The organism is Saccharopolyspora antimicrobica (genome assembly GCF_003635025.1).
GTDB lineage: Bacteria > Actinomycetota > Actinomycetes > Mycobacteriales > Pseudonocardiaceae > Saccharopolyspora > Saccharopolyspora antimicrobica.
The window spans coordinates 6,358,965-6,379,322 of the sequence record NZ_RBXX01000002.1 but is presented as its reverse complement, the minus strand read 5'-3'; the positions used below and the strand labels follow the sequence as shown (position 1 = coordinate 6,379,322).

The following is a 20,358-nucleotide window of genomic DNA, read 5'->3' as shown; positions in this document are numbered from 1 at the left end:
CCTTGCTTCTCCTCGGGTGCGGACCGCACCCGTCACGTGTTGAAGTACTTGGCCTCTGGGTGGTGGGCGACGATCGCGTCCGTGGACTGCTCCGGGTGGAGCTGGAACTCCTCGGAGAGCACCACGCCGATGCGCTCGGACTCCAGCAGGTCGACGATCTTGGCCCGGTCCTCGATGTCCGGGCAGGCGCCGTAGCCGAAGGAGTACCGCGCGCCGCGGTAGCCGAGCTTGAAGAACTCCTGCACGTCCTCGGGGTCCTCCTGGGCCACCGTGCCGCCGCTGGACCAGGCCAGCTCCCGGCGGACGCGGCGGTGCCAGTACTCGGCCAGCGCCTCGGTGAGCTGCACGCTCAGGCCGTGCACCTCCAGGTAGTCCCGGTAGGCGTTCTTGGCGAACAGCTCGTTGGCGTAGTCGGCGATCGGCTGGCCCATGGTGACCAGCTGCATCGGCAGCACGTCCACCTGGCCGGTCTGCTCGGCCTGCTCCCGGGTCCGGAAGAAGTCGGCCAGGCACAGCCTGCGGTCGCGCTTCTGCCGCGGGAAGAAGAACCGGCAGCGCTCCGGGGCGTCCGGCTCCTCCTTGTCCAGCACGACGAGGTGGTTGCCCTCGGTCACGCACGGGAAGTAGCCGTAGACCACCGCCGCGTGCTGCAGGATGCCCGCGGTCGACAGCTCGTCGATCCAGTGCCGCAGCCGCGGCCGGCCCTCGGTCTCCACCAGCTCCTCGTAGGAGGGGCCCTCGCCCTTCTTGGCGCCGCGCAGGCCCCACTGGCCGAAGAACGTGGCCCGCTCGTCCAGCAGCGCCAGGTAGTCGGCGACCGCGACGCCCTTGACCACCTTGGAGCCCCAGAACGGCGGGGTCGGCACCGGCGAGTCGGTGGCCACGTCGGACCGCGTGGTGTCGTCGTAGCCGGGTTCCTCGCCCTGCTCGGCCTTGCGCTTCTCGGCGATCCGCAGGGACCGCTCGCGGCGGGCCTTGCGCTCGGCCTTCTTGGCCTCCTCGGCGGCGTCCTCCTCGGGGCTGTCGCCGCGCTTGATGGCCATCAGCCGGTCCATCAGGTGCAGGCCCTCGAAGGCGTCCTTGGCGTAGCGGACGTCGCCCTGGTAGACCTCGTCGAGGTCGTGCTCGACGAAGGACCTGGTCAGCGCCGCGCCGCCGAGCATCACCGGGTACTTGCCCGCGAGGCCCCTGGAGTTCATCTCCTCCAGGTTCTCCTTCATGATCACCGTGGACTTCACCAGCAGCCCGGACATGCCGATGGCGTCGACCCGGTGCTCCTCGGCGGCTTCGAGAATGGCGCCGATCGGCTGCTTGATGCCGATGTTGACCACGTCGTAGCCGTTGTTGGAGACGATGATGTCGACCAGGTTCTTGCCGATGTCGTGCACATCGCCCTTGACCGTGGCCAGCAGCAGCCTGCCCTTGCCGCCGGAGTCGTCCTTCTCCATGTGCGGTTCCAGGTGCGCCACCGCGGCCTTCATCACCTCGGCGGACTGCAGCACGAACGGCAGCTGCATCTGCCCGGAGCCGAACAGGTCGCCGACGACCTTCATGCCGGCCAGCAGGTTCTCGTTGATGATCTGCAGCGGCGGCTTCTCGGCCATCGCCGCCTGCAGGTCGTCCTCCAGGCCGTTGCGCTCGCCGTCGACGATCCGCCGCTCCAGCCGCTCGAACAGCGGCAGCTTCGCGAGTTCCTCGGCGCGCGAGGCGCTGCTGGACTTCGCGGTCTGGCCCTCGAACAGCTCCATGAGCTTCTGCAGCGGGTCGTAGCCCTCGCGGCGCCGGTCGTAGACCAGGTCCAGCGCGACGTTGCGCGCCTCCTCGTCGATCTTGCTCATCGGCAGGATCTTGGAGGCGTTGAGGATCGCGGTGTCCAGCCCGGCTTCCCGGCACTCGTTGAGGAACACCGAGTTGAGCACCTGCCGCGCCGCCGGGTTGAGCCCGAAGGACACGTTGGACAGCCCCAGCGTGGTCTGCACCCGCGGGTGGCGCGCCTTGAGCTCGCGGATCGCGTTGATGGTCTCGACGGCGTCCTTGCGGACCTCCTCCTGACCGGTGGTGATCGGGAAGACCAGGCAGTCGATGATGATCGCGGACTCGTCCAGACCCCAGTTGGTGGTCATGTCCTCGATCAGCCGCTCGGCGACCCGCAGCTTCCACTCCGCGGTGCGCGCCTGCCCCTCCTCGTCGATGCAGGTCACCACGACGGTGGCGCCGTGCTCGACGGCCATCCGCATGACCCGCTCGTACCGGGAACCCGGCTCGTTGCCGTCCTCCCAGTTGACCGAGTTGATCGCGCAGCGGCCACCGAGGTGCTCCAGCCCGGCCTCGATGACCTCCGGCTCGGTGGAGTCGACCATGATCGGCAGCGTCGAGGCGGTGGCCAGCCGCGAGGCCAGCTCCCGCATGTCGGCGGTGCCGTCCCGGCCCACGTAGTCCACGCACAGGTCGAGCATGTGCGCGCCCTCGCGGGTCTGGGCCTTGGCGATCTCCACGCAGTCGTCGTAGCGGCCCTCCAGCATCGCCTCGCGGAAGGCCTTGGAGCCGTTGGTGTTGGTCCGCTCGCCGACGTTGAGGATCGAGGCGTCCTGCTCGAAGGGCACCGACTGGTACACCGAGGAGACCGACGGGATGTGCTCCGGGGTGCGCGGCGCGGGCGTGATCCCGCGGACCGCTTCGGCCACCGCGCGCACGTGCTCGGTGGTGGTGCCGCAGCAGCCGCCGACCAGCCGCGCGCCGTAGTCGTTGACGAATCCGACCAGCGCCTCGGCCAGCTCGTCGGGCTGCAGCGGGTACACCGCGCCGTTGGGGCCCAGCTCGGGCAGGCCTGCGTTGGGCATCACCGACAGCGGGATGCGGGAGTTCTGCGCCAGCACCCGCAGGTGCTCGCTCATCTCCGCCGGACCGGTCGCGCAGTTCATCCCGATCAGGTCGATGCCCAGCGGTTCCAGCGCGGTCAGCGCCGCGCCGATCTCCGAACCGACCAGCATGGTGCCGGTGGTCTCCACGGTGACCTGCGCGATGATCGGCACGTACCGCCCGGTCTGGGCCATCGCCCGCTTGGCGGCGACGATCGACGCCTTGGTCTGCAGCAGGTCCTGAGAGGTCTCGACCAGCACCGCGTCGATGCCGCCGTCGAGCATGCCCAGGACCTGCTCCAGGTAGGCGTCGCGCAGCTGCGCGTAGGGCGCGTGCCCCAGCGTCGGCAGCTTGGTGCCCGGGCCGACCGAGCCCAGCACGAACCGCGGCCGGTCCGGGGTGGCGTACTCGTCGGCGGCCTCGCGGGCCAGGACGGTGCCCTTCTCGGCCAGCTCCCGGATGCGCTCCGGGATGTCGTACTCGGCGAGGTTGGCCCAGTTCGCGCCGAAGGTGTTGGTCTCGATCGCGTCCGAGCCCGCCTCCAGGTAGCCCCGGTAGATCGAGGACACCACGTCGGGCCGGGTCACGTTGAGGATCTCGTTGCAGCCCTCGAGGTTGGCGAAGTCGTCCAACGTCAGGTCGAAGCCCTGCAACGCGGTGCCCATCCCGCCGTCGGCGACGAGGACGCGCTCGCCGAGGGCGGTCAGGAACCCGCTCGGATCGTTCTGCCGGTCTGCCATGCCGTGCCTACTCCCCGTTGCTCAGCGGAGCTTCGCCCCGACCTCGCCCGCCGCCGCGTCGCCGTAGGCCTCGGCGAACCGGGCGAGGAACGAGTCGCGCTCGACCTGGTACTCCTGCGGTCCGTCGGCTTCCAGCGAAACGGTCGCCAACGTGCAACCTAGCTGCAACGAACGCTCAACTCCCAGATCGTGGGACAGACCGGCCAGGAACCCGGCCCGCAGCGCGTCGCCGACGCCGGTCGGGTCGCCCTTCTGCTTCTCCTTGGGCGGGACGACCTCCGCGGTGGGCTGCGAGTTGGACTCCACCTGGACGCCCTTCGGGCCCAGCGTCGTCACCCAGCTGCCGACCCGGCCGAGCACCTCGTCGTGGGTCCAGCCGGTGCTCTGCAGCAGCAGGCCGTGCTCGTACTCGTTGGTGAACAGGTACTCGGCGCCCTCGACCAGCTTGCGGATGCCGTCGCCGTCCATCCGGGCCAGCTGCTGGCCGGGGTCGGCGATGAACCGGTAGCCGCGGTCGCGGCACTCCTGGGTGTGCCGCAGCATCGCGTCCGGGTCGTTGGCGGAGACGACCACCAGGTCCAGCCCGCCGACCCGGTCGGCGACCGGCTTGAGCTCGATGTCGCGGGCCTCGGCCATCGCACCGGCGTAGAAGGAGGCGATCTGGTTGAAGTCGGTGTCGGTGGTGCACAGGAACCGAGCGGTGTGCTTGGTCTCCGAGACGTGCACCGATGCGGTGTCCACGCCGTGGCGCTCCAGCCAGGAGCGGTAGTCGTCGAAGTCGCGGCCGACGGCGCCGACCAGGATCGAGCCGACGCCCAGCTGCCCGAGGCCGAAGGTGATGTTCGGCGCCACCCCACCGCGACGCAACACCAGCTCGTCGACCAGGAACGACAGCGACACCTGCTCCAGGCGGTCGGCGACGAGCTGCTCGGTGAACCTACCGGGGTAGGTCATCAGGTGGTCGGTGGCGATGGATCCGGTCACCGCAATCCGCACTGCACTACTCCTTAACCAGGGGGCGGGGCGCCCCGAAGCTCCCATGGACGACCGGCGCGCCGGACTGCGGGGCGCAGTTGCCCGCGCCCCGCAGCTCGCGCTCCGGCGATCGTTCTCAGATGCCGGCGGCGCTCTTCAGCGCTTCGGCGCGGTCGGTGCGCTCCCAAGGCAGGTCGACGTCGCTGCGCCCGAAATGACCGTACGCCGCGGTCGGCGCGTAAATCGGGCGCAGGAGGTCCAGGTCACGCACGATGGCGGCCGGGCGCAGGTCGAAGACCTCGTTGATCGCGGCCTGGATCTTGACCGGGTCGACGTTCTCGGTGCCGAAGGTCTCCACGAACAGGCCCACCGGAGCGGCCTTGCCGATCGCGTAGGCCACCTGCACCTCGATCCGGCCGGCCAGCCCGGCGGCGATGGCGTTCTTCGCCACCCAGCGCATCGCGTAGGCCGCCGAGCGGTCGACCTTCGACGGGTCCTTGCCGGAGAACGCGCCACCGCCGTGGCGGGCCATGCCGCCGTAGGTGTCGACGATGATCTTGCGGCCGGTCAGCCCGGCGTCGCCCATCGGACCGCCGACCACGAACCGGCCGGTCGGGTTGACCAGCAGCCGGGTGTCGGCGGAGTCCAGCCCGACCCGCTCGATCTCCGGGTCGATGACCTTCTCCTTGATGTCACCGGCCAGCATGCCCTCGATGTCGATGTCGGCGGCGTGCTGGGTGGACAGCACCACGGTGTCCAGCCGCACGGCCTGGTCACCGGCGTACTCGATGGTCACCTGGGTCTTGCCGTCCGGGCGCAGGTATGGCAGCACGCCGTCCTTGCGGACCTTGGTCAGCCGCCGCGACAGGCGGTGCGCCAGCGCGATCGGCAGCGGCATCAGCTCGTCGGTGTCGGTGCAGGCGTAGCCGAACATCAGGCCCTGGTCGCCGGCGCCCTGCTTGTCGATCTCGTCGTCGGCACCTTCGACGCGCGCTTCGTGCGCGGTGTCCACGCCCTGCGCGATGTCCGGCGACTGCGAGCCGATGGCTACGTTGACGCCGCAGGAGGCGCCGTCGAAGCCCTTCGCGGAGGAGTCGTAGCCGATCTCCAGGATCTTCTCCCGGACGATGGTCGGGATGTCGGCGTAGGCAGTGGTGGTCACCTCACCGGCGACGTGCACCTGTCCGGTGGTCACCAGGGTCTCGACCGCCACGCGCGACCTGGGGTCCTGGGCCAACAACGCGTCCAACACGGCGTCGCTGATCGCATCGCAGATCTTGTCCGGGTGTCCCTCGGTCACCGATTCACTGGTGAACAACCTGCGGTTGATCTCACTCACGACTGCTCCTCACCTCACACTGCTGCGGCATTGATCCTTGCGTACGGTGGTGACCATTTACGGCACCGGGGGGTCTCAGGCCCGGGCGTGGATGATGCCCCAGGCCAGGTTGCCCGCCTCGCCACCGGAGACCCAGTTCTTCAGACCGGCCTTCATCCTGGTCCGGTATTCGTCGCTGATCTTGTCCGAGAGCTCGGACTCCTTGCTCTCGAGAACCTCTAGCACACGGCCGTAGTGGACAGGTAGAAACCGGGTCAAGTCCTCGAAATCGAAGCTCTGGAGGCCGAGCCGGGCCAGCTCGCGGCGGTAGAAGGCCGGCGAGCCCATGGTCTCCAGGCTGAGCCGGTCCAGGATCGGACCGAGGTCCTTGAGGCGGGCGCCGTCGGCGGCCATCGGGTCGGTGAAGAGGAACGAACCGCCGGGCTTGAGCACCCGGGTCACCTCCTCCAGCACCCGCTCCCGGTCACCGCTGTGCAGGATCGCGTCCTGCGACCAGACGATGTCGAAGGCGTTGTCCTGGAACGGGATGTCCTCGAAGGAACCGTCCTTGACCTCGATCAGCTCGTCGAGGCCCGCGGCCCGGTTGAACTCCGCGTTGCGGGCGTTCTCCACCTCGCTGAGGTTCAGGCAGGACACCTTGCAGCCGTAGGTGGCGGCCAGGTGCCGGGCCGCGCCGCCGTAGCCGGAGCCGATGTCGAGGATGCGGGTGTCCGGGGTGATCTCGACCTTGGCCGCCATCCGCTCCACGGTCCGGCGGGACGCGGCGTCGATGTCCTCGTCCGGCGTCTCGTAGATGCCGACGTGGATGTCGTTGCCGCCCCACACGTGGTAGTAGAAGTTGTCCGCGTCCGCCGAGTTGTAGTAGTCGCGGGCGGTGTGCACCGCGGTGGAGTAGACGTCGGAGAGCTCCTCGTCCGGCCGGTACTTCTTCTCCGCGACGTGGATGAAGAAGTCCGGTTCGGCGTCGTGGTAGGTCTCCTGGAAGTCGCCGTAGGTGTCGATCCGCTGGAAGCCGACCTCGCGCATGAGCCTGCGGACGTAGTTCTTCCGCAGCGGGTACATGTTGAGGAAGAATTCAGATTTGTCCGGGAACGTGTACTTGAAGCGGGCCAGACCCTCGTCGATGTAATCCGGTTCCGCGGAAACGTCCTCACCGGCGTAGTAGTAGGTGTGCTTCGAGGAAAATCCGTCGTCCAGAATCGAGTCGTAATTGCGCTGGTCGATGATCAGCACGCCGTCGTGCTTGAGCATCGCGTAGAACTCGGCAAGCGCTTTGCGCCGGTCCCGTTCGGAGAACAGGTGCGTAAACGAATTTCCCAGACAGATGATCGCGTCGTACTCGCCGTGGACGTCACGATTCAGCCAGCGCCAATCCGCGTGCACCACGCGCAGGATGTGGCCGCCGTAGGTCAGCCCGTTGCTGAAGGCCTTGGCCAGCATCTGCGGGCTGCCGTCGGCGCTGACCGCGTCGAAGCCCTCCTCCAGCAACCGCACCGAGTGAAAACCCGTGCCGGTGGCCACGTCGAGCACCGAGCGCACGCCGCGGGCCTTGAGCTGGTCGATGAAGAACGAGCCTTCGCTCTCGTAGCGCTTCTTCCAGTCGATGAGCTCGTCCCACTTCTCCACGAAGCTGCCGACGTACTCGTGGGTGTAGTGGTCCGACTCCCGCACATCCAACGGATTCTCGCCGAACACCTGCTCCTCGCGCGCCACCAGATCGGCGGTATCCGGAGTTCCGGTGCCTGCGCTGGAGTCCAGGTCGTCCACGCTCTTGGCCATGCTTCACTCCCACCACTCACGTTGGTCATGCACCACCGGACACAACTCGAGCACGCGAAAATCCACACCCGAGCTCGTCCGTGGCCGTGCTGGGTCGCCACTGCGAAAAAGGCAACACCTCAGACCGGCGCGGGCAGCCGAGAAACGCTCAAGGCCGCAATCGCAACGCCGATCGCACTCGATCGGCATCTTTGCCGATCGGCGCTGACGCGGAATTCCTGCGTCGGTTAACTAACCTAGGCGAAGGAGATCTCAAAGCAAGCGTACGAACGTGTGACGCTAATCACCGGAATGCGATGATAGCGTGATTCGAAAAGTCACCCTGGGTGAATGAATGCGCTGCCACCAGCGCCGATTCAGGCCATTTGTGCGGAGGGTAACGATTGGGCACGTGCAGATCGTCACGAAGTTGTGTACAATCCGCGCCAATCCGCTTACCACGGCAACTGAATACTTCGCAACCCGCGTGTCGATAAGAATTCGAAAATGAGGCGACACGGCGGTTGACCGCTTCCCTCTTCAAGGATTCCATCGCGACGCGGACCCAGGATGTTACGATGGCCGTCCGCGCGGCGCGACCGCTTTCCGCCAAGCGGGCGCACGCCCGCCGCACCACCCCCAGTCCGCTCCCCCGCCCGGCCCACCGGACTCCACCGGAAGGCCGCTTTGAAGAGTGGCACGCACCGGGGGTGCGCGCCACTCGACGTCACCCCTTCAGCTCGGGGAAGTCCTCCTCGCGGTACTCCCCGGACCGGCCGTCGGTGCCGGCCAGCTCGTCCTCCCGGTGGCGCAGCTCCACCCGGCGGATCTTGCCCGAGATCGTCTTGGGCAGCTCGTAGAACTCCAGCCGCCGCACCCGCTTGTAGGGCGCCAGCTGCTCGCGGGCGAACTTCAGGATGGACAGCGCGGTCTCCCGGCTCGGCTCGTGCTGCCCGGCGAGCACCACGTAGGCCTTCGGCACCGCCAGCCGGATGGCGTCCGGCGCGGGCACCACCGCGGCCTCCGCGACCGCCTCGTGCTCCAGCAGCACGCTCTCCAGCTCGAACGGCGAGATCCGGTAGTCGGAGGCCTTGAACACGTCATCGGTGCGGCCCACGTACGTGATGTAGCCGTCCGCGTCGCGGGAGCCGACGTCCCCGGTGTGGTAGTGGCCGCCGCGCATCACCTCGGCGGTGCGCTCGGTGTCATCGGCGTAGCCGGTCATCAGCCCCACCGGTCGCGGCTGCAGCGCCAGGCAGATCTCGCCCTCCTCGGCCGGCTCGCCGGTGACGGGGTCGAGCAGCTCGACCTCGAATCCGGGCAGCGGCCGCCCCATCGAGCCCGGCCGCACCTCCTGCCCGGGCGTGTTGGCCACCTGCACGCTGGTCTCGGTCTGCCCGAAGCCGTCGCGGATGGTCACCCGCCAGGCGCGGCGCACCTGCTCGATGATCTCCGGGTTCAGCGGCTCGCCGGCACCGACCACTTTGGACGGCGGGGTGTCCAGGGTGGTCAGATCGGCCTGGATCAGCATCCGCCACACCGTCGGCGGGGCGCAGAAGCTGGTGATCCCGCACCGCTGCATCTGCGCCAGCAGCGCGGCGGCGTCGAAGCGCTCGTAGTTGTAGATGAACACCGTCGCTTCGGCGTTCCACGGCGCGAAGACGTTGCTCCAGGCGTGCTTCGCCCAGCCCGGCGAGGAGATGTTGAGGTGCACGTCGCCCGGTTCCAGGCCGATCCAGTACATCGTGGACAGGTGCCCGACCGGGTAGGAGGTGTGGGTGTGGGCCACCAGCTTGGGCAGCGCGGTGGTGCCGGAGGTGAAGTACAGCAGCATCGGATCGTCGGCCCGGGTGGGCCCGTCCGGCGCGAACTCCTCGGCGGCCTCGGCGCTGTCCGCATAGGACGTCCACCCCGGAACCGCCCCGCCGACCGCGATCCGGGTGTAGTCGCCCGGCACGTCGGCGAACTTCGGCGCATCGGCCGCGGTGGTGACCACGTGCTTGGCGCGGCCGCGGTCGATGCGGTCGCGCAGGTCGGCGGGCCCCAGCAGCGGGGTGGCCGGGATGATCACCGCGCCGAGCTTCATCGCGGCCAGGATCGTCTCCCACAGCTCCACCTGGTTGCCCAGCATGAGCACCAGCCGGTCGCCGCGGGCCACGCCGAGCCCGCGCAGCCAGTTCGCCACCTGGTTCGACCGCCGGGTCATGGCCCGGAACGACACCTTGCGCTCCGATCCGTCGGCCTCGACGATCCACAGCGCGGTGCCGTCGCGCCGCCTGCCGATGGTGTCGAACCAGTCCAGCGCCCAGTTGAACTCCGCGGGGCGCGGCCACTGGAACTCCCGCCGCGCGGTGTCGTAGTCCGTCCGGTGCCGCAGCAGGAAATCCCGCGCGGTCAGGAACATCTCGGTAGCGGTCACGTCCACACCCTCCTGGGCTCGGCAGCATCGCCGGAAAGCTGAAGCGGGCCAACAACGTAACCCCGCTGCGCCCGGCGGATCCACGTCGCTGCTCCGATTTGCGGGCCCCCTTTCGGCCGCGTTGACTGTCCGTGCGTTCATGGTCATTGTTGTGGATTGATGGTGCTCCGTGTTCGATCAAGATCGGCAGTTCGCCCCCGGCGGTGAGGAGAGGTTCCGGCATGGGCTCGAGCGGCGATCCGGGCAGCGGTCCCCGCCCCACCGCGCCCCCGGCTCCGCCGCCGGAGCACGTGCCGGTCGACCGCGCGGGCGCGACTCGGGTCCCCCACCCGGGGTCCCCTGACTCTGGAGGCGACCTTGTTGCTGCGCGCCCTGCTGCTCACCGCGCTGTTCGCGGCTTCCTCCGGGCTTCCTGTGGCCGCCGCTGAACCCTGGCGGCCGAAGCCGCCGCCGCTGACCACGCCGTGGACCGAAGAGGTCGGCCCGGACAACGCGCTGCCCGAGTACCCGCGCCCGCAGCTGACCCGGGAGCGCTGGCTCAACCTCAACGGCCTGTGGGCCTACGGCGGCGGCAGCACACCGCCGGAGCAGACCGGTGAGCAGATCCTGGTGCCCTACCCGCCCGAATCGGGGCTGTCGGGCGTTCAGCGCCACGACGACCACATGCTGTACCGGCGCACGTTCCAGCTGCCGCCGGACTGGTCCGGGCAGCGCGTGCTGCTGCACTTCGGCGCGGTGGACCAGAAGGCCGAGGTGTCGGTCAACGACCGCCCGGTGGCGGTGCACGAAGGCGGCTACACCTCGTTCAGCGCGGACATCACCGACGCGCTCGTCCCCGGTGACGAGCAGGAGGTCGAGGTGGCCGTGTCGGACCGCAACGACGCCGACCCGTACCCGGTGGGCAAGCAGCGCAACCAGCCCGGCGGGATCCTCTACACCGGCGCCTCGGGCATCTGGCAGACGGTGTGGCTGGAGCCGGTGCCGCAGGAGCACGTGGCCGAGCTCGACATCACGCCGGACCTGACCGGCTTCGACCTCACCGCGCACACCTCGGCCCGCGGCGGTCAGCAGGTGGAGGCCGTCGTCGTCGACCGGGACGGCCGGGAGGTCTCCCGCGCCACCGGCCAGGCGGGCACCGCGCTGCGGCTGCCGGTGGCCGAACCGCACCTGTGGACGCCCGACGACCCGTACCTCTACGACATCAGGGTGCGGCTGGCCGGCTCCGGCGACGAGGTGGGCAGCTACGCCGGGCTGCGCACCGTCGAGCTGCGGACCGACGAGCAGGGCAGGCCGCGGCTGGCGCTCAACGGCGAGATCCTGTTCCAGCACGGGCCGCTGGACCAGGGCTACTGGCCGGACGGCATCTACACCGCGCCGACCGACGAGGCGCTGCGCTACGACCTGGAGGTCACCAAGCGGCTGGGCTTCAACATGGTCCGCAAGCACGTCAAGGTCGAACCGGCCCGCTGGTACTACTGGACCGACCGGCTGGGCCTGCTGGTGTGGCAGGACATGCCGTCGCTGCCGATCGACCTCGCCGACCCGCCGGGCAGCAACCCGCCGCCGGGCGAGCAGGCGCGCGCCAACTTCCGCGCCGAGCTGACCGCCATGATCGACCAGCTGCGCAGCGTCACCTCGATCGTGGCCTGGGTGCCGTTCAACGAGGGCTGGGGCGAGTTCGAGACGGCCGAGATCGCCGAGCTGACCCGGCGGTCCGACCCGACCCGCCTGATCGACATCAGCAGCGGCGTCAACTGCTGCTACTCGCTGCCCGACAGCGGTGCCGGCGACATCTACGACGACCACACCTACGTCGGGCCGGGGCGGCCCGAGGTGCGCGACGGCCGTGCGGTGGTGGACGGCGAGTACGGCGGGCTCGGGCTGATCGAGGAGGGTCACCTGTGGCCGGGTCAGCCGGGCGCCTACGAGATGACCGACAGCCGGGAGGCGCTGACCCGCCGCTACGGGGAGGTCTCCGACGAGCTGGTGCGCATCATCGAGGCCAACGGGCTCGCGGCGGCGATCTACACCCAGACCACCGACGTGGAGAACGAGGTCAACGGCTTCCTCACCTACGACCGCCGGATCCTCAAGCCGGACCTGGCCGCGGTCCGCGCGAACAACCTGGCGGCCATCGACGCGGGCACCCCCTGACTGGCGCACCCCACCAGGACAGACCACTGTGGACCCGGTGACGCCACGCCCGGGTGTTCGCCGCGCTGACCGGGCATGACCGCCACCGCGACCGTTCACCCAGGTACTGGTCGATCTCGCACGAAATCGACCATCCACTCCGGAGGAAGCACGATGCGACGTTTCAGCCGACGGGCAGCGCTTGCCAGCGCCGCTGGAGCGACCACCGCCGTCGCTCTGGCCGGGTCTGCGGCGGCCCGGCCGCCGGGCGGCGGGCAGACCGCGAACGGCCGGTTGTACGAGATCCGCTCCGGGCGGCAGCGCGCGGTGGTCGCCGGGGTGTCCGCGACGCTGCTGTCCTGGCGGTTCGACGGGCGGGAGATGCTGCTCACGCACGGCGCCGACGACGTCGGCGAGGGCTACCAGGGCAAGACGATCCTGCCGTGGCCCAACCGAATCGACCGCGGCCGCTACACCTTCGACGGCCGGGAACTGCAGGTGCCGGTCAACGAGCCGGAGCGCGACGCCGCGCTGCACGGCCTGATGAGCTTCGTGGAGTGGCAACCCGTGGCGCACCGAGGCGACCGGGTCGAGCTGGAGTACCGGCTGCCGCCGACCTACGGCTACCCGTTCCAGCTGGCGTTCCGGATCGAGTTCGCGGTGGACGACGACGGCGTGCGCAGCACGCTGACGGCGAAGAACGTCGGCCGCACCGCCGCACCATTCGGCACTGCCAACCACACCTACCTGGCCGCGGGCGGCGACCGCATCGACGACATCGTCTTCGAGCTGCCCGCGAGCACCCACTACCTGGTGGACGACAACCTGATCCCGACCGGCAAGGCCTCCGTCGAGGGCACGCAGTACGACTTCCGCACAGCCCGGCCGATCGGCGCCACCGAGATGGACACCGCCTTCACCGACCTGCGCCGCGGTCCCGGCGGCGACGCCGTGGTGCGCTTCGCCCGACCGGACGGCCTCACCGCCGAGCTCTGGGTCGACGGCACGCACGACTACCTGCAGGTCTACACCGACGACAGCCCGAGCGAGGACCGCCCGGCCCGGCAGGGCATCACCGTGGAGCCGATGACCTGCGCGCCCAACGCGTTCGTCACCGGCGACGGCCTGATCACGCTGCGACCCGGCGAAACCCACTGCGGCAGCTGGGGATACCGGATCGCCGGGTGATCCCGGGCCGGCAGCGGGGAGGCGATACCGCCGCCTCCCCGCGGAAACCGCTTCTCAGGCCGGATCCACGCCGAAGGCACCGGCCAGGTCGGTCAGCACGAGGTTGGCCGCCTGAACGCCGATGCCCGACATCCAGGTCTCGTCGGGCACCGGGAACACCCGGTTGTCGCGGACCGCGCTCATCCGCGTCCACAGCGCGCTCGCCTCGACCGCCTTCTGCTGGGTCTTCTCCGGCGACACCGCCGTGGTGACGAAGACGGCGTCGGCGTCGGCCTGGTCGATCAGCTCCGGGCTGATCTCGTTGTCGAACTCGTCGGCGTTCTGCGACGGCGGCCGGTTCAGGCCCGCGTCGGAGAGGATCACGCCGGAGAAGCTGGCCCGCTGGTAGAGCCGGATCTTGCCGGGCATGAACCGGGTGACCGAGACCGTCGGCGCAGCACCGCCGTTCTCGGCGGTGATCGCCGCACCGATCCGCTTCGCACGCGCCTCGTACTGCTGCAGCGCGGTCTCCGCCGCGGCCTCCTCGCCCAGCGCGGCGGCGTGCACCCGCAGGTTCTCCTTCCACGGGAAACCGGTCGTCTCGGTCAGCACCGTCGGAGCCAGCCGGGACAGCTGGTCGTAGAGCGCGTCGTGGCGGACCCGGTTGGACAGGATCAGGTCCGGCTTGAGCGAGGCGATCAGCTCGAGCTTCGGCGAGGCCGAAGGCCCGACCGGAGTGGTTCCGGACAGCTTGCCGGCCAGGTAGGACGGGAAGCCCTCACCGGTGGCCAGGTGCGGCGGGATCGCCCCGACCGGCTCGATGCCCAGCAGCGTCACCGAGTCCAGCTCGGCGGTGTCCAGGACGACCACGCGCTGCGGCTTCTTCGGGATGGTCACCGGCCCCTTGGCGGTGTCGACGGTGCGCGGGAAGCCCATTCCCGCATCGGTGGGCGGGCTGGTCGGTGTCGTCCCCGCACCACCGCAGGCGGCGGTCAGGGCCAGCAGACCGGCCGTCAGCAGCGCGCTGGCAGCGCGCGCGATCCTTCGCTGGATCATCGGTTCTCCTCCGTCGGCGAGCGTTCGTCGCACCGCCGACGCACCCCCCGCGGCAACCGGTGAAACGCGGAAACACTAATTAGGCAAGCCTCACCTGATCAAGTGGCAGCCCTGTGTTCCCCGTCTCACCCGGGCCCGGCCAGTACAGTGACCGCCGTGGCCGACTACATCCAGATCCCCACGCCAGCCGGGAAGTTCGACGCCCTGACCGCCGGTCCGCAGGACGGCCGCCCGGTCCTGCTGCTGCACGGCTTCCCGGAGGCCGCGGTGGAGTGGAGCGAGCAGCTCGCGGTGCTCGGCGGTGCCGAGTGCTTCGCCGTCGCTCCGGACCAGCGCGGCTACTCCCCCGGCGTGCGCCCGCAGCAGGTGTCCGACTACCGGATGACGGAGCTGGTCGACGACGTGCTGGCCATCGCCGAGCACTTCGGCTGGGACCGCTTCGACCTGGTCGGCCACGACTGGGGCGCCGTGGTGGCCTGGACCACCGCCGCCGCGCATCCCGAGCGCATCCGCACGCTGACGGCGGTGTCGATCCCGCACCCGGACCCGTTCAACGCGGCGCTGCGGGAGGACGAGGACCAGGCCACGCGCTCGGCGTACATCCAGGAGTTCCGCTCCTCCACCGCGGAGAAGGCGCTGCTGGCCGACAACGCCAAGAAGCTCCGGCGGATCTACTACCCGGGAGTCCCGGAGCACCACGTCGACGACTACGTGCAGCGGCTGACCGAGCCGGGCGCGCTCACCGCGGCGCTGAACTGGTACCGCGCGGCCCGCTACAACAGCCGCGAGATCGGGCCGGTCGAGGTGCCGACGCTGTACGTGTGGAGCACCGAGGACGTGGCGGTCGGCTCGACGGCGGCGCTGGCCACCGCCGACCACGTCACCGGGCCCTACCGGTTCGAGATGCTGGAGGACGTCTCGCACTGGATCCCGGAAGAGGCCCCGGACACCTTCACCCGCCTGCTGCTCCAGCACCTGCTCGCGCACCAGGCCTGACGCAGCAGGCGAATCCACGCCGCCGGACCGGAACCACCGCGATTTCAATTGAAATCAGACGTCTGATTTCCATTGAAATCGCGGAGACACCCGCCATCCGTCGGCGCGTCGGTCCCCGACACGCCGACGGGACGCAACTTCCATTGAAATCGGAGGTTCGATTTCAATGGAAGTTGCGGATCACCGGAGGTGTCAGGGCTGGTTGCGCTGCAGGGAATCGGCGAGGAACTCCACGAACTCCGTGCCCACCGCTTCGAACACCGCGCCCTCGTGGCCGCCCGGCAGGTAGGTGACCACCGGGGTGTTGTGGTGCCGGTCGATCAGCTGCTCGATGCCGTCCAGGAACGGGTCGGTGTCGCCGGTCCACACGCCGATCGGGACGTCACCGAGGTCGTCGAGGCGGTTCAGCGGATCGACCGCCAGCCACTCGTCCTCGGTGCCGAAGGCCTCCTTCTCCCGCATGCCCTCCCAGCTCACCTGCAGCGCCGGGGCGACCTCGCCGACGGCGGCGACGGGCTTGCCAGCCAGGTTGCGGTCCGCGGCGTAGGTCAGCGCGCCGAAACCGCCGGTGGAGATGCCCGCGGCGGCGAAGGGAAGGCCCTCCGCATCGCCGAAACCGCGCTCGGAGAGCCAGACCGGGAGCTCCTCGTTCAGCATGGTGGCGAGGTCGCCGTTGGCCGAACCGTCGTTCCAGTACGGGTTGTAGCCGCCGTCGACGACCACGAACCCGAACGCCGGGATCCTGCCCTCGTGGTAGAGCCGCTCGAGCGAGGCCAGCGTGTCGTACGGGATCGGCGTCGGGTTCACCCCGTCGCGACCGTGCAGGTACAGCACCACCGGCAGGTTCTCGGTGGACTCCAGCCCGGTCGGGTAGGCGAGGTAGAGCTCGGTGTCGGTGCCGCGGCTCGCGGAGTGCACCCGCTCCTTGCGGATCTCCGGCATGGGCAGTTCGGACAGCGCCGGTTCGGCCTCGACGGCGGGCTCCGCCGGAGGAACCGGAGGTGCCGCCGGAGGCGGTGGCGCCGCGCACCCGGCGAGCGAAACCGCCACTGCCGCTGCCGCGAGCAGGCTTCCGAATCTCCGTGCGCGGGTCACGCCACCTCCAACGTCCGTTAGGTCTGGTTCCAACGTTACTGACCCGCCTCCCCGCGATTCACAGTGGTGGTTGCGCTCGGGCGTTGAACTGGCGTTTTCTGGGTTCCTCGTGGCTGATTCGCGTCACGTTCGCCTGAGGTGCGGTTGGGTGCGGGGTCAGGACTAGGACTGTTCCGTCGTTCCGCGAATCACGGCATCGTCACCGCGCGAAGCACGGGAGTGCGCTGGCCGGTTCCTTGTGGCTGGGTTTCGTCATCGTCGTCTGAGGGGTGGTTGAGCAGGTCACGGGGTTGCTTGTCAGAGCAGCACTGCGATGCCGAGGAGCAGTAGTGCGATGACTTTGAGGAGTTCGAGTGCGACGTACCACAAGTGCGCTTTCGCTCTCGGTCCGCCCTCGCCTGCCAGGACCGCTGCTGTGCGTCGGGACAGGCGTGGGCGGACGGCGACCAGTTGGAGCGCCAGCAGCACGATCGCGGCGGCTCCGGCGGCGACGGGCGTGCCGCCCGGCTGGGCGGTGGCCAGGGACAGCGCGATGACGAGCGCCAGCACCACCTCCGCGGTGTTGAGGGCTCGGAAGACCAGGCGGCCGATGGCGAGTCCGGTGCGCAGGTCGACACCGGGGGCCCGGAACTTCAGCGGTGCTTCGAGGAACGAGATCGCGAGCACCATGCCCAGCCACAACCAGCTCGCCGCTCCCGCAACGGCGAGGGCGGTCGGCACGGGATTGCTCATGCGCTCTCCAGTTCGCGGCTCGGGCCGAAGACCTCGAAGTGGATTCGGTGGGCGGCCAGGCCTCGGTCGATCAGTTGGCGGCGCACGTGGGCCATGAAGGGCAGGGGGCCGCAGAGGTAGGCCTCCGCGCCGGCGGGCAGTTCGACGTCGGTGAGGTCGATGCGGCCGGGGCGCAGGTGGGCGTCGGCGCGGCGGGTGCCGAGGTCTTCGTACCAGCGGTGCAGCGTTGCGGCCGGGAGCTCGGCGACGAGCGCCTTCAGCTCGGCGCGGTGGGCGTGGCGGGCCGGTGAGCGATCTGCGTGCAGCACGAGCACTTCCCGGTGCGGCGAGGTGCGGCGGAGGTGGTGCAGGTAGCAGATGACCGGGGTGATGCCGATGCCGGCGGAGACGAGGACCAGCGGCGCTTCGCCGTCGGTGAGCACCAGTTCGCCGAAAGGTGCGGAGACTTCGAGCTCGTCGCCCTCGAAGACGTTGTCGTGCAAGAAGTTCGAGACCTCGCCCGCGGGGACGAGCGCGTCGCCGGAGCGGACGGCCGGGACCGCCTTCACCGAGATCCCCACGGACTTCTCGTCGGGCACGTGCGTGACGCTGTACTGCCGGATCTGGCGGGCGCCGTCGGGCAGCCCGACCGCGACGGAGACGTACTGGCCGGGTCGGGCGGGCGGTAACGCCGCGCCGTCGAGGACTTCCAGCACGAAGCTCACGGTGTCGGGCGCTTCCTGCACCCGCCGCCGGACCGAGAGGGTGCGCCACACCTCGCCCGGCGCCACCCCGGCTCCGGTGTAGAGGCCTCGCTCGATCTCGATGAGCGACTGCGCCATGTGCCAGTAGACCTCGTCCCACGCGGCCGCGACCTCCGGTGTCACGACCGCCTCGCCGAGGACTTCGGCGATCGCCGCGAAGAGGTGCTCGTGGACGATCGGGTACTGCTCCGCGGTGATGCCCAGCGAGGCGTGCTTGTGCGCGATCCGGGCGAGCACCGCCCGCGGGTCCGGTCCCTGCTCGGCGACCAGGAGCGTGGCGTAGCCCGCGATCGCCGCCGCCAGTGCGCGCTGCTGGTCGCCCTGGGCCTGGTTGCCGCGGTTGAACAGGTCGCGCTCCAGCTCGGGGTGAGCGGCGAACAGGCGCCGGTAGAACACCGGCGTGATGTCGTCGATGGCCGCGCCGATCACGGGCAGGGTGGCGCGGACGACGTCGGTCGATGCGGAGGAGAGCATGCGATCGCCTTCGTGGGTGGGGGATTTCTCGGTTGCGGCGCCGGTCAGTCCGGCGGGCCGGTGGTGAGCGAGAGCAGCAGGCGCCGGGTGGGCGCGGCGGTGACGTCCGCGATGGTCAGCGGGTCGAGCGCGGCGAAGAACGCCTCCTGGGCTTGGCGCAGCGCCGATCTGAGCCGGCAGCCGCCGCGCAGCGGGCACGGGTTGGCGCCGTCGCACTCCACGACCTCTCCCGCGCCTTCCAGCTCGCGGACGACGAACCCGACCGAGATCTCCTGCGCGCCCGCGGCCAGGCGGAGGCCACCCGTGCGGCCGCGCTGCGTCTCGACGAGCCCGAGCTTCTGCAGCGCGGTCACGACTTTCGCGGCGTGGGTCGGCCGTACGTGGAGTTGCGCGGCGAGCGCGCGGGTGGTCGACCGGTCCTCCTCGTCGAGCACGGCCAGCCGCATCACGATGCGGAGCGCGAGGTCGGTGAACGCCGTGAGCTGCACATCCGCACGCTAATATATTCCGCATCTCAGATGCGAATTTGGATCGAGTGGCATCCGCCACCCCGAACGGCCGCGAGTCCCACCGGGCAGCCGACCCGGAGGGACTCGCGGACCCCCAGCTCTCAGCCCGCGACGAGCATCCGCTCGTCGTCGAGCAGCCCGTGGCGCATCGCGAACGACGCCGCTTCGAGCCGGGAGTGCACCCCGAGCTTGGTCAGCACCGACTGCACGTGCGTGCGCACGGTGGTCGGCGCCACCCCCAGTTGCTTGGCCATCGCCGCCGTGTGCGCGCCGTCGACCAGCATCCGCAGGCACTGCCGCTCCCGGGCGGTCAGGTGCGAGGCCAGCCGGCGGGCGTCGGTCGTGCCGGCCAGCCGCGGCGTGCGGGAGGCCGCCAGTTCGACGACCACCTCGCCGTCCAGCACGCCGCGGATCGCCCCGGCCAGCACCGACAGCCCGCACATCTTGTTCACGTAACCGGCCGCGCCCTTGCCCAGCGCGGCGCGCATGCCCTGCACGTCGCCGTCGGCGGTGAGCACCAGGACGCGGGTGTGGCCGCCCGCGCTGAGCAGCTCGCCGATCACGTCCAGACCGTCGCCGTCGGCGAAGAACCGGTCCAGCAGGCACAGGTCCGGCCGCTCGGCGCGGACCGCGGCGACCACCTCCCCGACGTTGTCCGCGGTGCCCACGATGCGGTGGCCGTGCCGCGGCAGGGTCGCCACCAGGGCGTCGATGAAGATCACGTGGTCGTCGCCGAGCACCAGGTTCGCCATCCCGCTCACCTCTCCAGGTGCGCCGGGAACACCAGCCGCGCGCAGGTCCCGCCGCCCGGTGCCGGATCGACGCGCAGTTCGGCGCCGCAGCGTTGCGCCAGCGCCAGCACGATGCCCAGCCCGAGCGAGGCCGAGCCGCGCGGCCCGTTGCCGAAACCCGGTCCGTCGTCGGTGATCTCGACGCGCACCTCCCCCAGGACCTCGCGCACCGCCACCGCCACGCGGCCGCCGCGCCCCGCCGCTCGCACCGCGTTGTCCAGCAGGTTGGTCACCATCCGCCACAGCAGCGTCTGATCGGTGCGGATGGTGAGCTCCGGGCCCTCCACCAGCACCACGTCGGCCGGTCCGCGCAGCGCGGTGACCGCGACGAGCTGGGTGAGCAGCTCGCGCAGCGCGAAGGCCTCCTCGCGGGGCTCGCGCAGGTCGACCAGCTGCAGCAGCCGGTCCAGCTCCAGTTCCATCAGCCGCAGCCGGTGCAGCGCGTCGCCGGGCAGCCCCGGATCGGCGCGCAAGCCGTCCGCGAGGTAGGACAGCGTCGCCAGCCCGTGCCCGAGGTCGTGCAGCAGGCTGCGCAACTCCGCGCCACCTCGCGAACTGCGCGGCCCGGGAAG

General features: G+C 70.1%; 15 protein-coding genes. 3 read left to right on the top strand and 12 right to left on the bottom strand.

Features of this window, described 5'->3' with window-relative positions; translation table 11 throughout:
- Positions 1 to 32: 32 nt before the first annotated feature.
- The 5 genes from metH to ATL45_RS30240 form a co-directional block, all read right to left on the bottom strand.
- Positions 33 to 3,599 carry a methionine synthase gene (gene metH, locus ATL45_RS30260; protein WP_093146398.1) on the bottom strand — a complete coding sequence of 1,189 codons (3,567 nt, stop codon included), beginning with the start codon at positions 3,597 to 3,599 and terminating at the stop codon, positions 33 to 35.
- Between the two features lie 21 nt (positions 3,600 to 3,620).
- Complete coding sequence (locus tag ATL45_RS30255) at positions 3,621 to 4,595, bottom strand: carbohydrate kinase family protein (protein ID WP_093146397.1); 975 nt, start codon at positions 4,593 to 4,595, stop codon at positions 3,621 to 3,623.
- 115 nt (positions 4,596 to 4,710) lie between these two features.
- A complete protein-coding gene (gene metK / locus ATL45_RS30250; RefSeq protein WP_093146396.1) occupies positions 4,711 to 5,913 on the bottom strand; it encodes a methionine adenosyltransferase in 1,203 nt (400 codons plus the stop codon).
- Positions 5,914 to 5,988: 75 nt separating this feature from the next.
- Positions 5,989 to 7,692 carry a glycine/sarcosine N-methyltransferase gene (locus ATL45_RS30245; protein ID WP_093146395.1) on the bottom strand — a complete coding sequence of 568 codons (1,704 nt, stop codon included), beginning with the start codon at positions 7,690 to 7,692 and terminating at the stop codon, positions 5,989 to 5,991.
- Between the two features lie 706 nt (positions 7,693 to 8,398).
- Positions 8,399 to 10,075, bottom strand: a complete 1,677-nt coding sequence (locus ATL45_RS30240) for an AMP-binding protein (RefSeq protein WP_093147426.1) — start codon at positions 10,073 to 10,075, stop codon at positions 8,399 to 8,401.
- Positions 10,076 to 10,447: 372 nt separating this feature from the next.
- On the opposite strand from ATL45_RS30240, the gene ATL45_RS30235 reads away from it, so the two are divergent.
- Both ATL45_RS30235 and ATL45_RS30230 read left to right on the top strand, forming a co-directional pair.
- The gene (locus tag ATL45_RS30235) at positions 10,448 to 12,244 is read left to right on the top strand and encodes a glycoside hydrolase family 2 protein (RefSeq protein WP_093146394.1); all 1,797 of its coding nucleotides are present in this window, start codon (positions 10,448 to 10,450) and stop codon (positions 12,242 to 12,244) included.
- Positions 12,245 to 12,397: 153 nt separating this feature from the next.
- Entirely contained in the window at positions 12,398 to 13,411 is a 1,014-nt protein-coding gene (locus ATL45_RS30230) for an aldose 1-epimerase family protein (protein ID WP_093146393.1), read from the top strand.
- 54 nt (positions 13,412 to 13,465) lie between these two features.
- On the opposite strand, the gene ATL45_RS30225 is transcribed toward ATL45_RS30230, so the two are convergent.
- Positions 13,466 to 14,446: an ABC transporter substrate-binding protein gene (locus ATL45_RS30225; protein WP_093146392.1), complete on the bottom strand. Its 981-nt coding sequence runs from the start codon at positions 14,444 to 14,446 to the stop codon at positions 13,466 to 13,468.
- Between the two features lie 156 nt (positions 14,447 to 14,602).
- Between ATL45_RS30225 and ATL45_RS30220 the strand changes: the two genes are divergently transcribed.
- The gene (locus tag ATL45_RS30220; protein ID WP_093147423.1) at positions 14,603 to 15,442 is read left to right on the top strand and encodes an alpha/beta fold hydrolase; all 840 of its coding nucleotides are present in this window, start codon (positions 14,603 to 14,605) and stop codon (positions 15,440 to 15,442) included.
- Between the two features lie 192 nt (positions 15,443 to 15,634).
- Here ATL45_RS30220 and ATL45_RS30215 read toward each other — a convergent pair whose 3' ends face one another.
- The 6 genes from ATL45_RS30215 to ATL45_RS30190 form a co-directional block, all read right to left on the bottom strand.
- Positions 15,635 to 16,537: an alpha/beta hydrolase gene (locus ATL45_RS30215; protein ID WP_246025635.1), complete on the bottom strand. Its 903-nt coding sequence runs from the start codon at positions 16,535 to 16,537 to the stop codon at positions 15,635 to 15,637.
- A 297-nt stretch (positions 16,538 to 16,834) separates the two neighbouring features.
- Positions 16,835 to 17,269: a hypothetical protein gene (locus tag ATL45_RS30210; RefSeq protein WP_093146391.1), complete on the bottom strand. Its 435-nt coding sequence runs from the start codon at positions 17,267 to 17,269 to the stop codon at positions 16,835 to 16,837.
- A complete protein-coding gene (locus ATL45_RS30205; protein ID WP_093146390.1) occupies positions 17,266 to 18,486 on the bottom strand; it encodes a globin domain-containing protein in 1,221 nt (406 codons plus the stop codon). The genes ATL45_RS30210 and ATL45_RS30205 overlap by 4 nt, the downstream gene beginning before the upstream one ends.
- 44 nt (positions 18,487 to 18,530) lie before the next feature.
- Positions 18,531 to 18,974 carry an RrF2 family transcriptional regulator gene (locus ATL45_RS30200; protein ID WP_093146389.1) on the bottom strand — a complete coding sequence of 148 codons (444 nt, stop codon included), beginning with the start codon at positions 18,972 to 18,974 and terminating at the stop codon, positions 18,531 to 18,533.
- 122 nt (positions 18,975 to 19,096) lie between these two features.
- On the bottom strand, positions 19,097 to 19,747 hold the full coding sequence (locus ATL45_RS30195; protein ID WP_093146388.1) for a LuxR C-terminal-related transcriptional regulator: 651 nt from the start codon (positions 19,745 to 19,747) through the stop codon (positions 19,097 to 19,099).
- A 5-nt stretch (positions 19,748 to 19,752) separates the two neighbouring features.
- Positions 19,753 to 20,322 carry a sensor histidine kinase gene (locus ATL45_RS30190; protein ID WP_093146387.1) on the bottom strand — a complete coding sequence of 190 codons (570 nt, stop codon included), beginning with the start codon at positions 20,320 to 20,322 and terminating at the stop codon, positions 19,753 to 19,755.
- Positions 20,323 to 20,358 lie beyond the last annotated feature (36 nt).

What these genes read in the sequence shown, in the direction of transcription:
- metH (WP_093146398.1), bottom strand. Translation starts at nt 3,599, where the DNA reads ATGGCAGACCGGCAGAACGATCCGAGCGGGTTCCTGACCGCCCTCGGC.
- ATL45_RS30245 (WP_093146395.1), bottom strand. Translation starts at nt 7,692, where the DNA reads ATGGCCAAGAGCGTGGACGACCTGGACTCCAGCGCAGGCACCGGAACT.
- ATL45_RS30240 (WP_093147426.1), bottom strand. Translation starts at nt 10,075, where the DNA reads ATGTTCCTGACCGCGCGGGATTTCCTGCTGCGGCACCGGACGGACTAC.
- ATL45_RS30230 (WP_093146393.1), top strand. Translation starts at nt 12,398, where the DNA reads ATGCGACGTTTCAGCCGACGGGCAGCGCTTGCCAGCGCCGCTGGAGCG.
- ATL45_RS30225 (WP_093146392.1), bottom strand. Translation starts at nt 14,446, where the DNA reads ATGATCCAGCGAAGGATCGCGCGCGCTGCCAGCGCGCTGCTGACGGCC.
- ATL45_RS30210 (WP_093146391.1), bottom strand. Translation starts at nt 17,269, where the DNA reads ATGAGCAATCCCGTGCCGACCGCCCTCGCCGTTGCGGGAGCGGCGAGC.
- ATL45_RS30205 (WP_093146390.1), bottom strand. Translation starts at nt 18,486, where the DNA reads ATGCTCTCCTCCGCATCGACCGACGTCGTCCGCGCCACCCTGCCCGTG.
- ATL45_RS30195 (WP_093146388.1), bottom strand. Translation starts at nt 19,747, where the DNA reads ATGGCGAACCTGGTGCTCGGCGACGACCACGTGATCTTCATCGACGCC.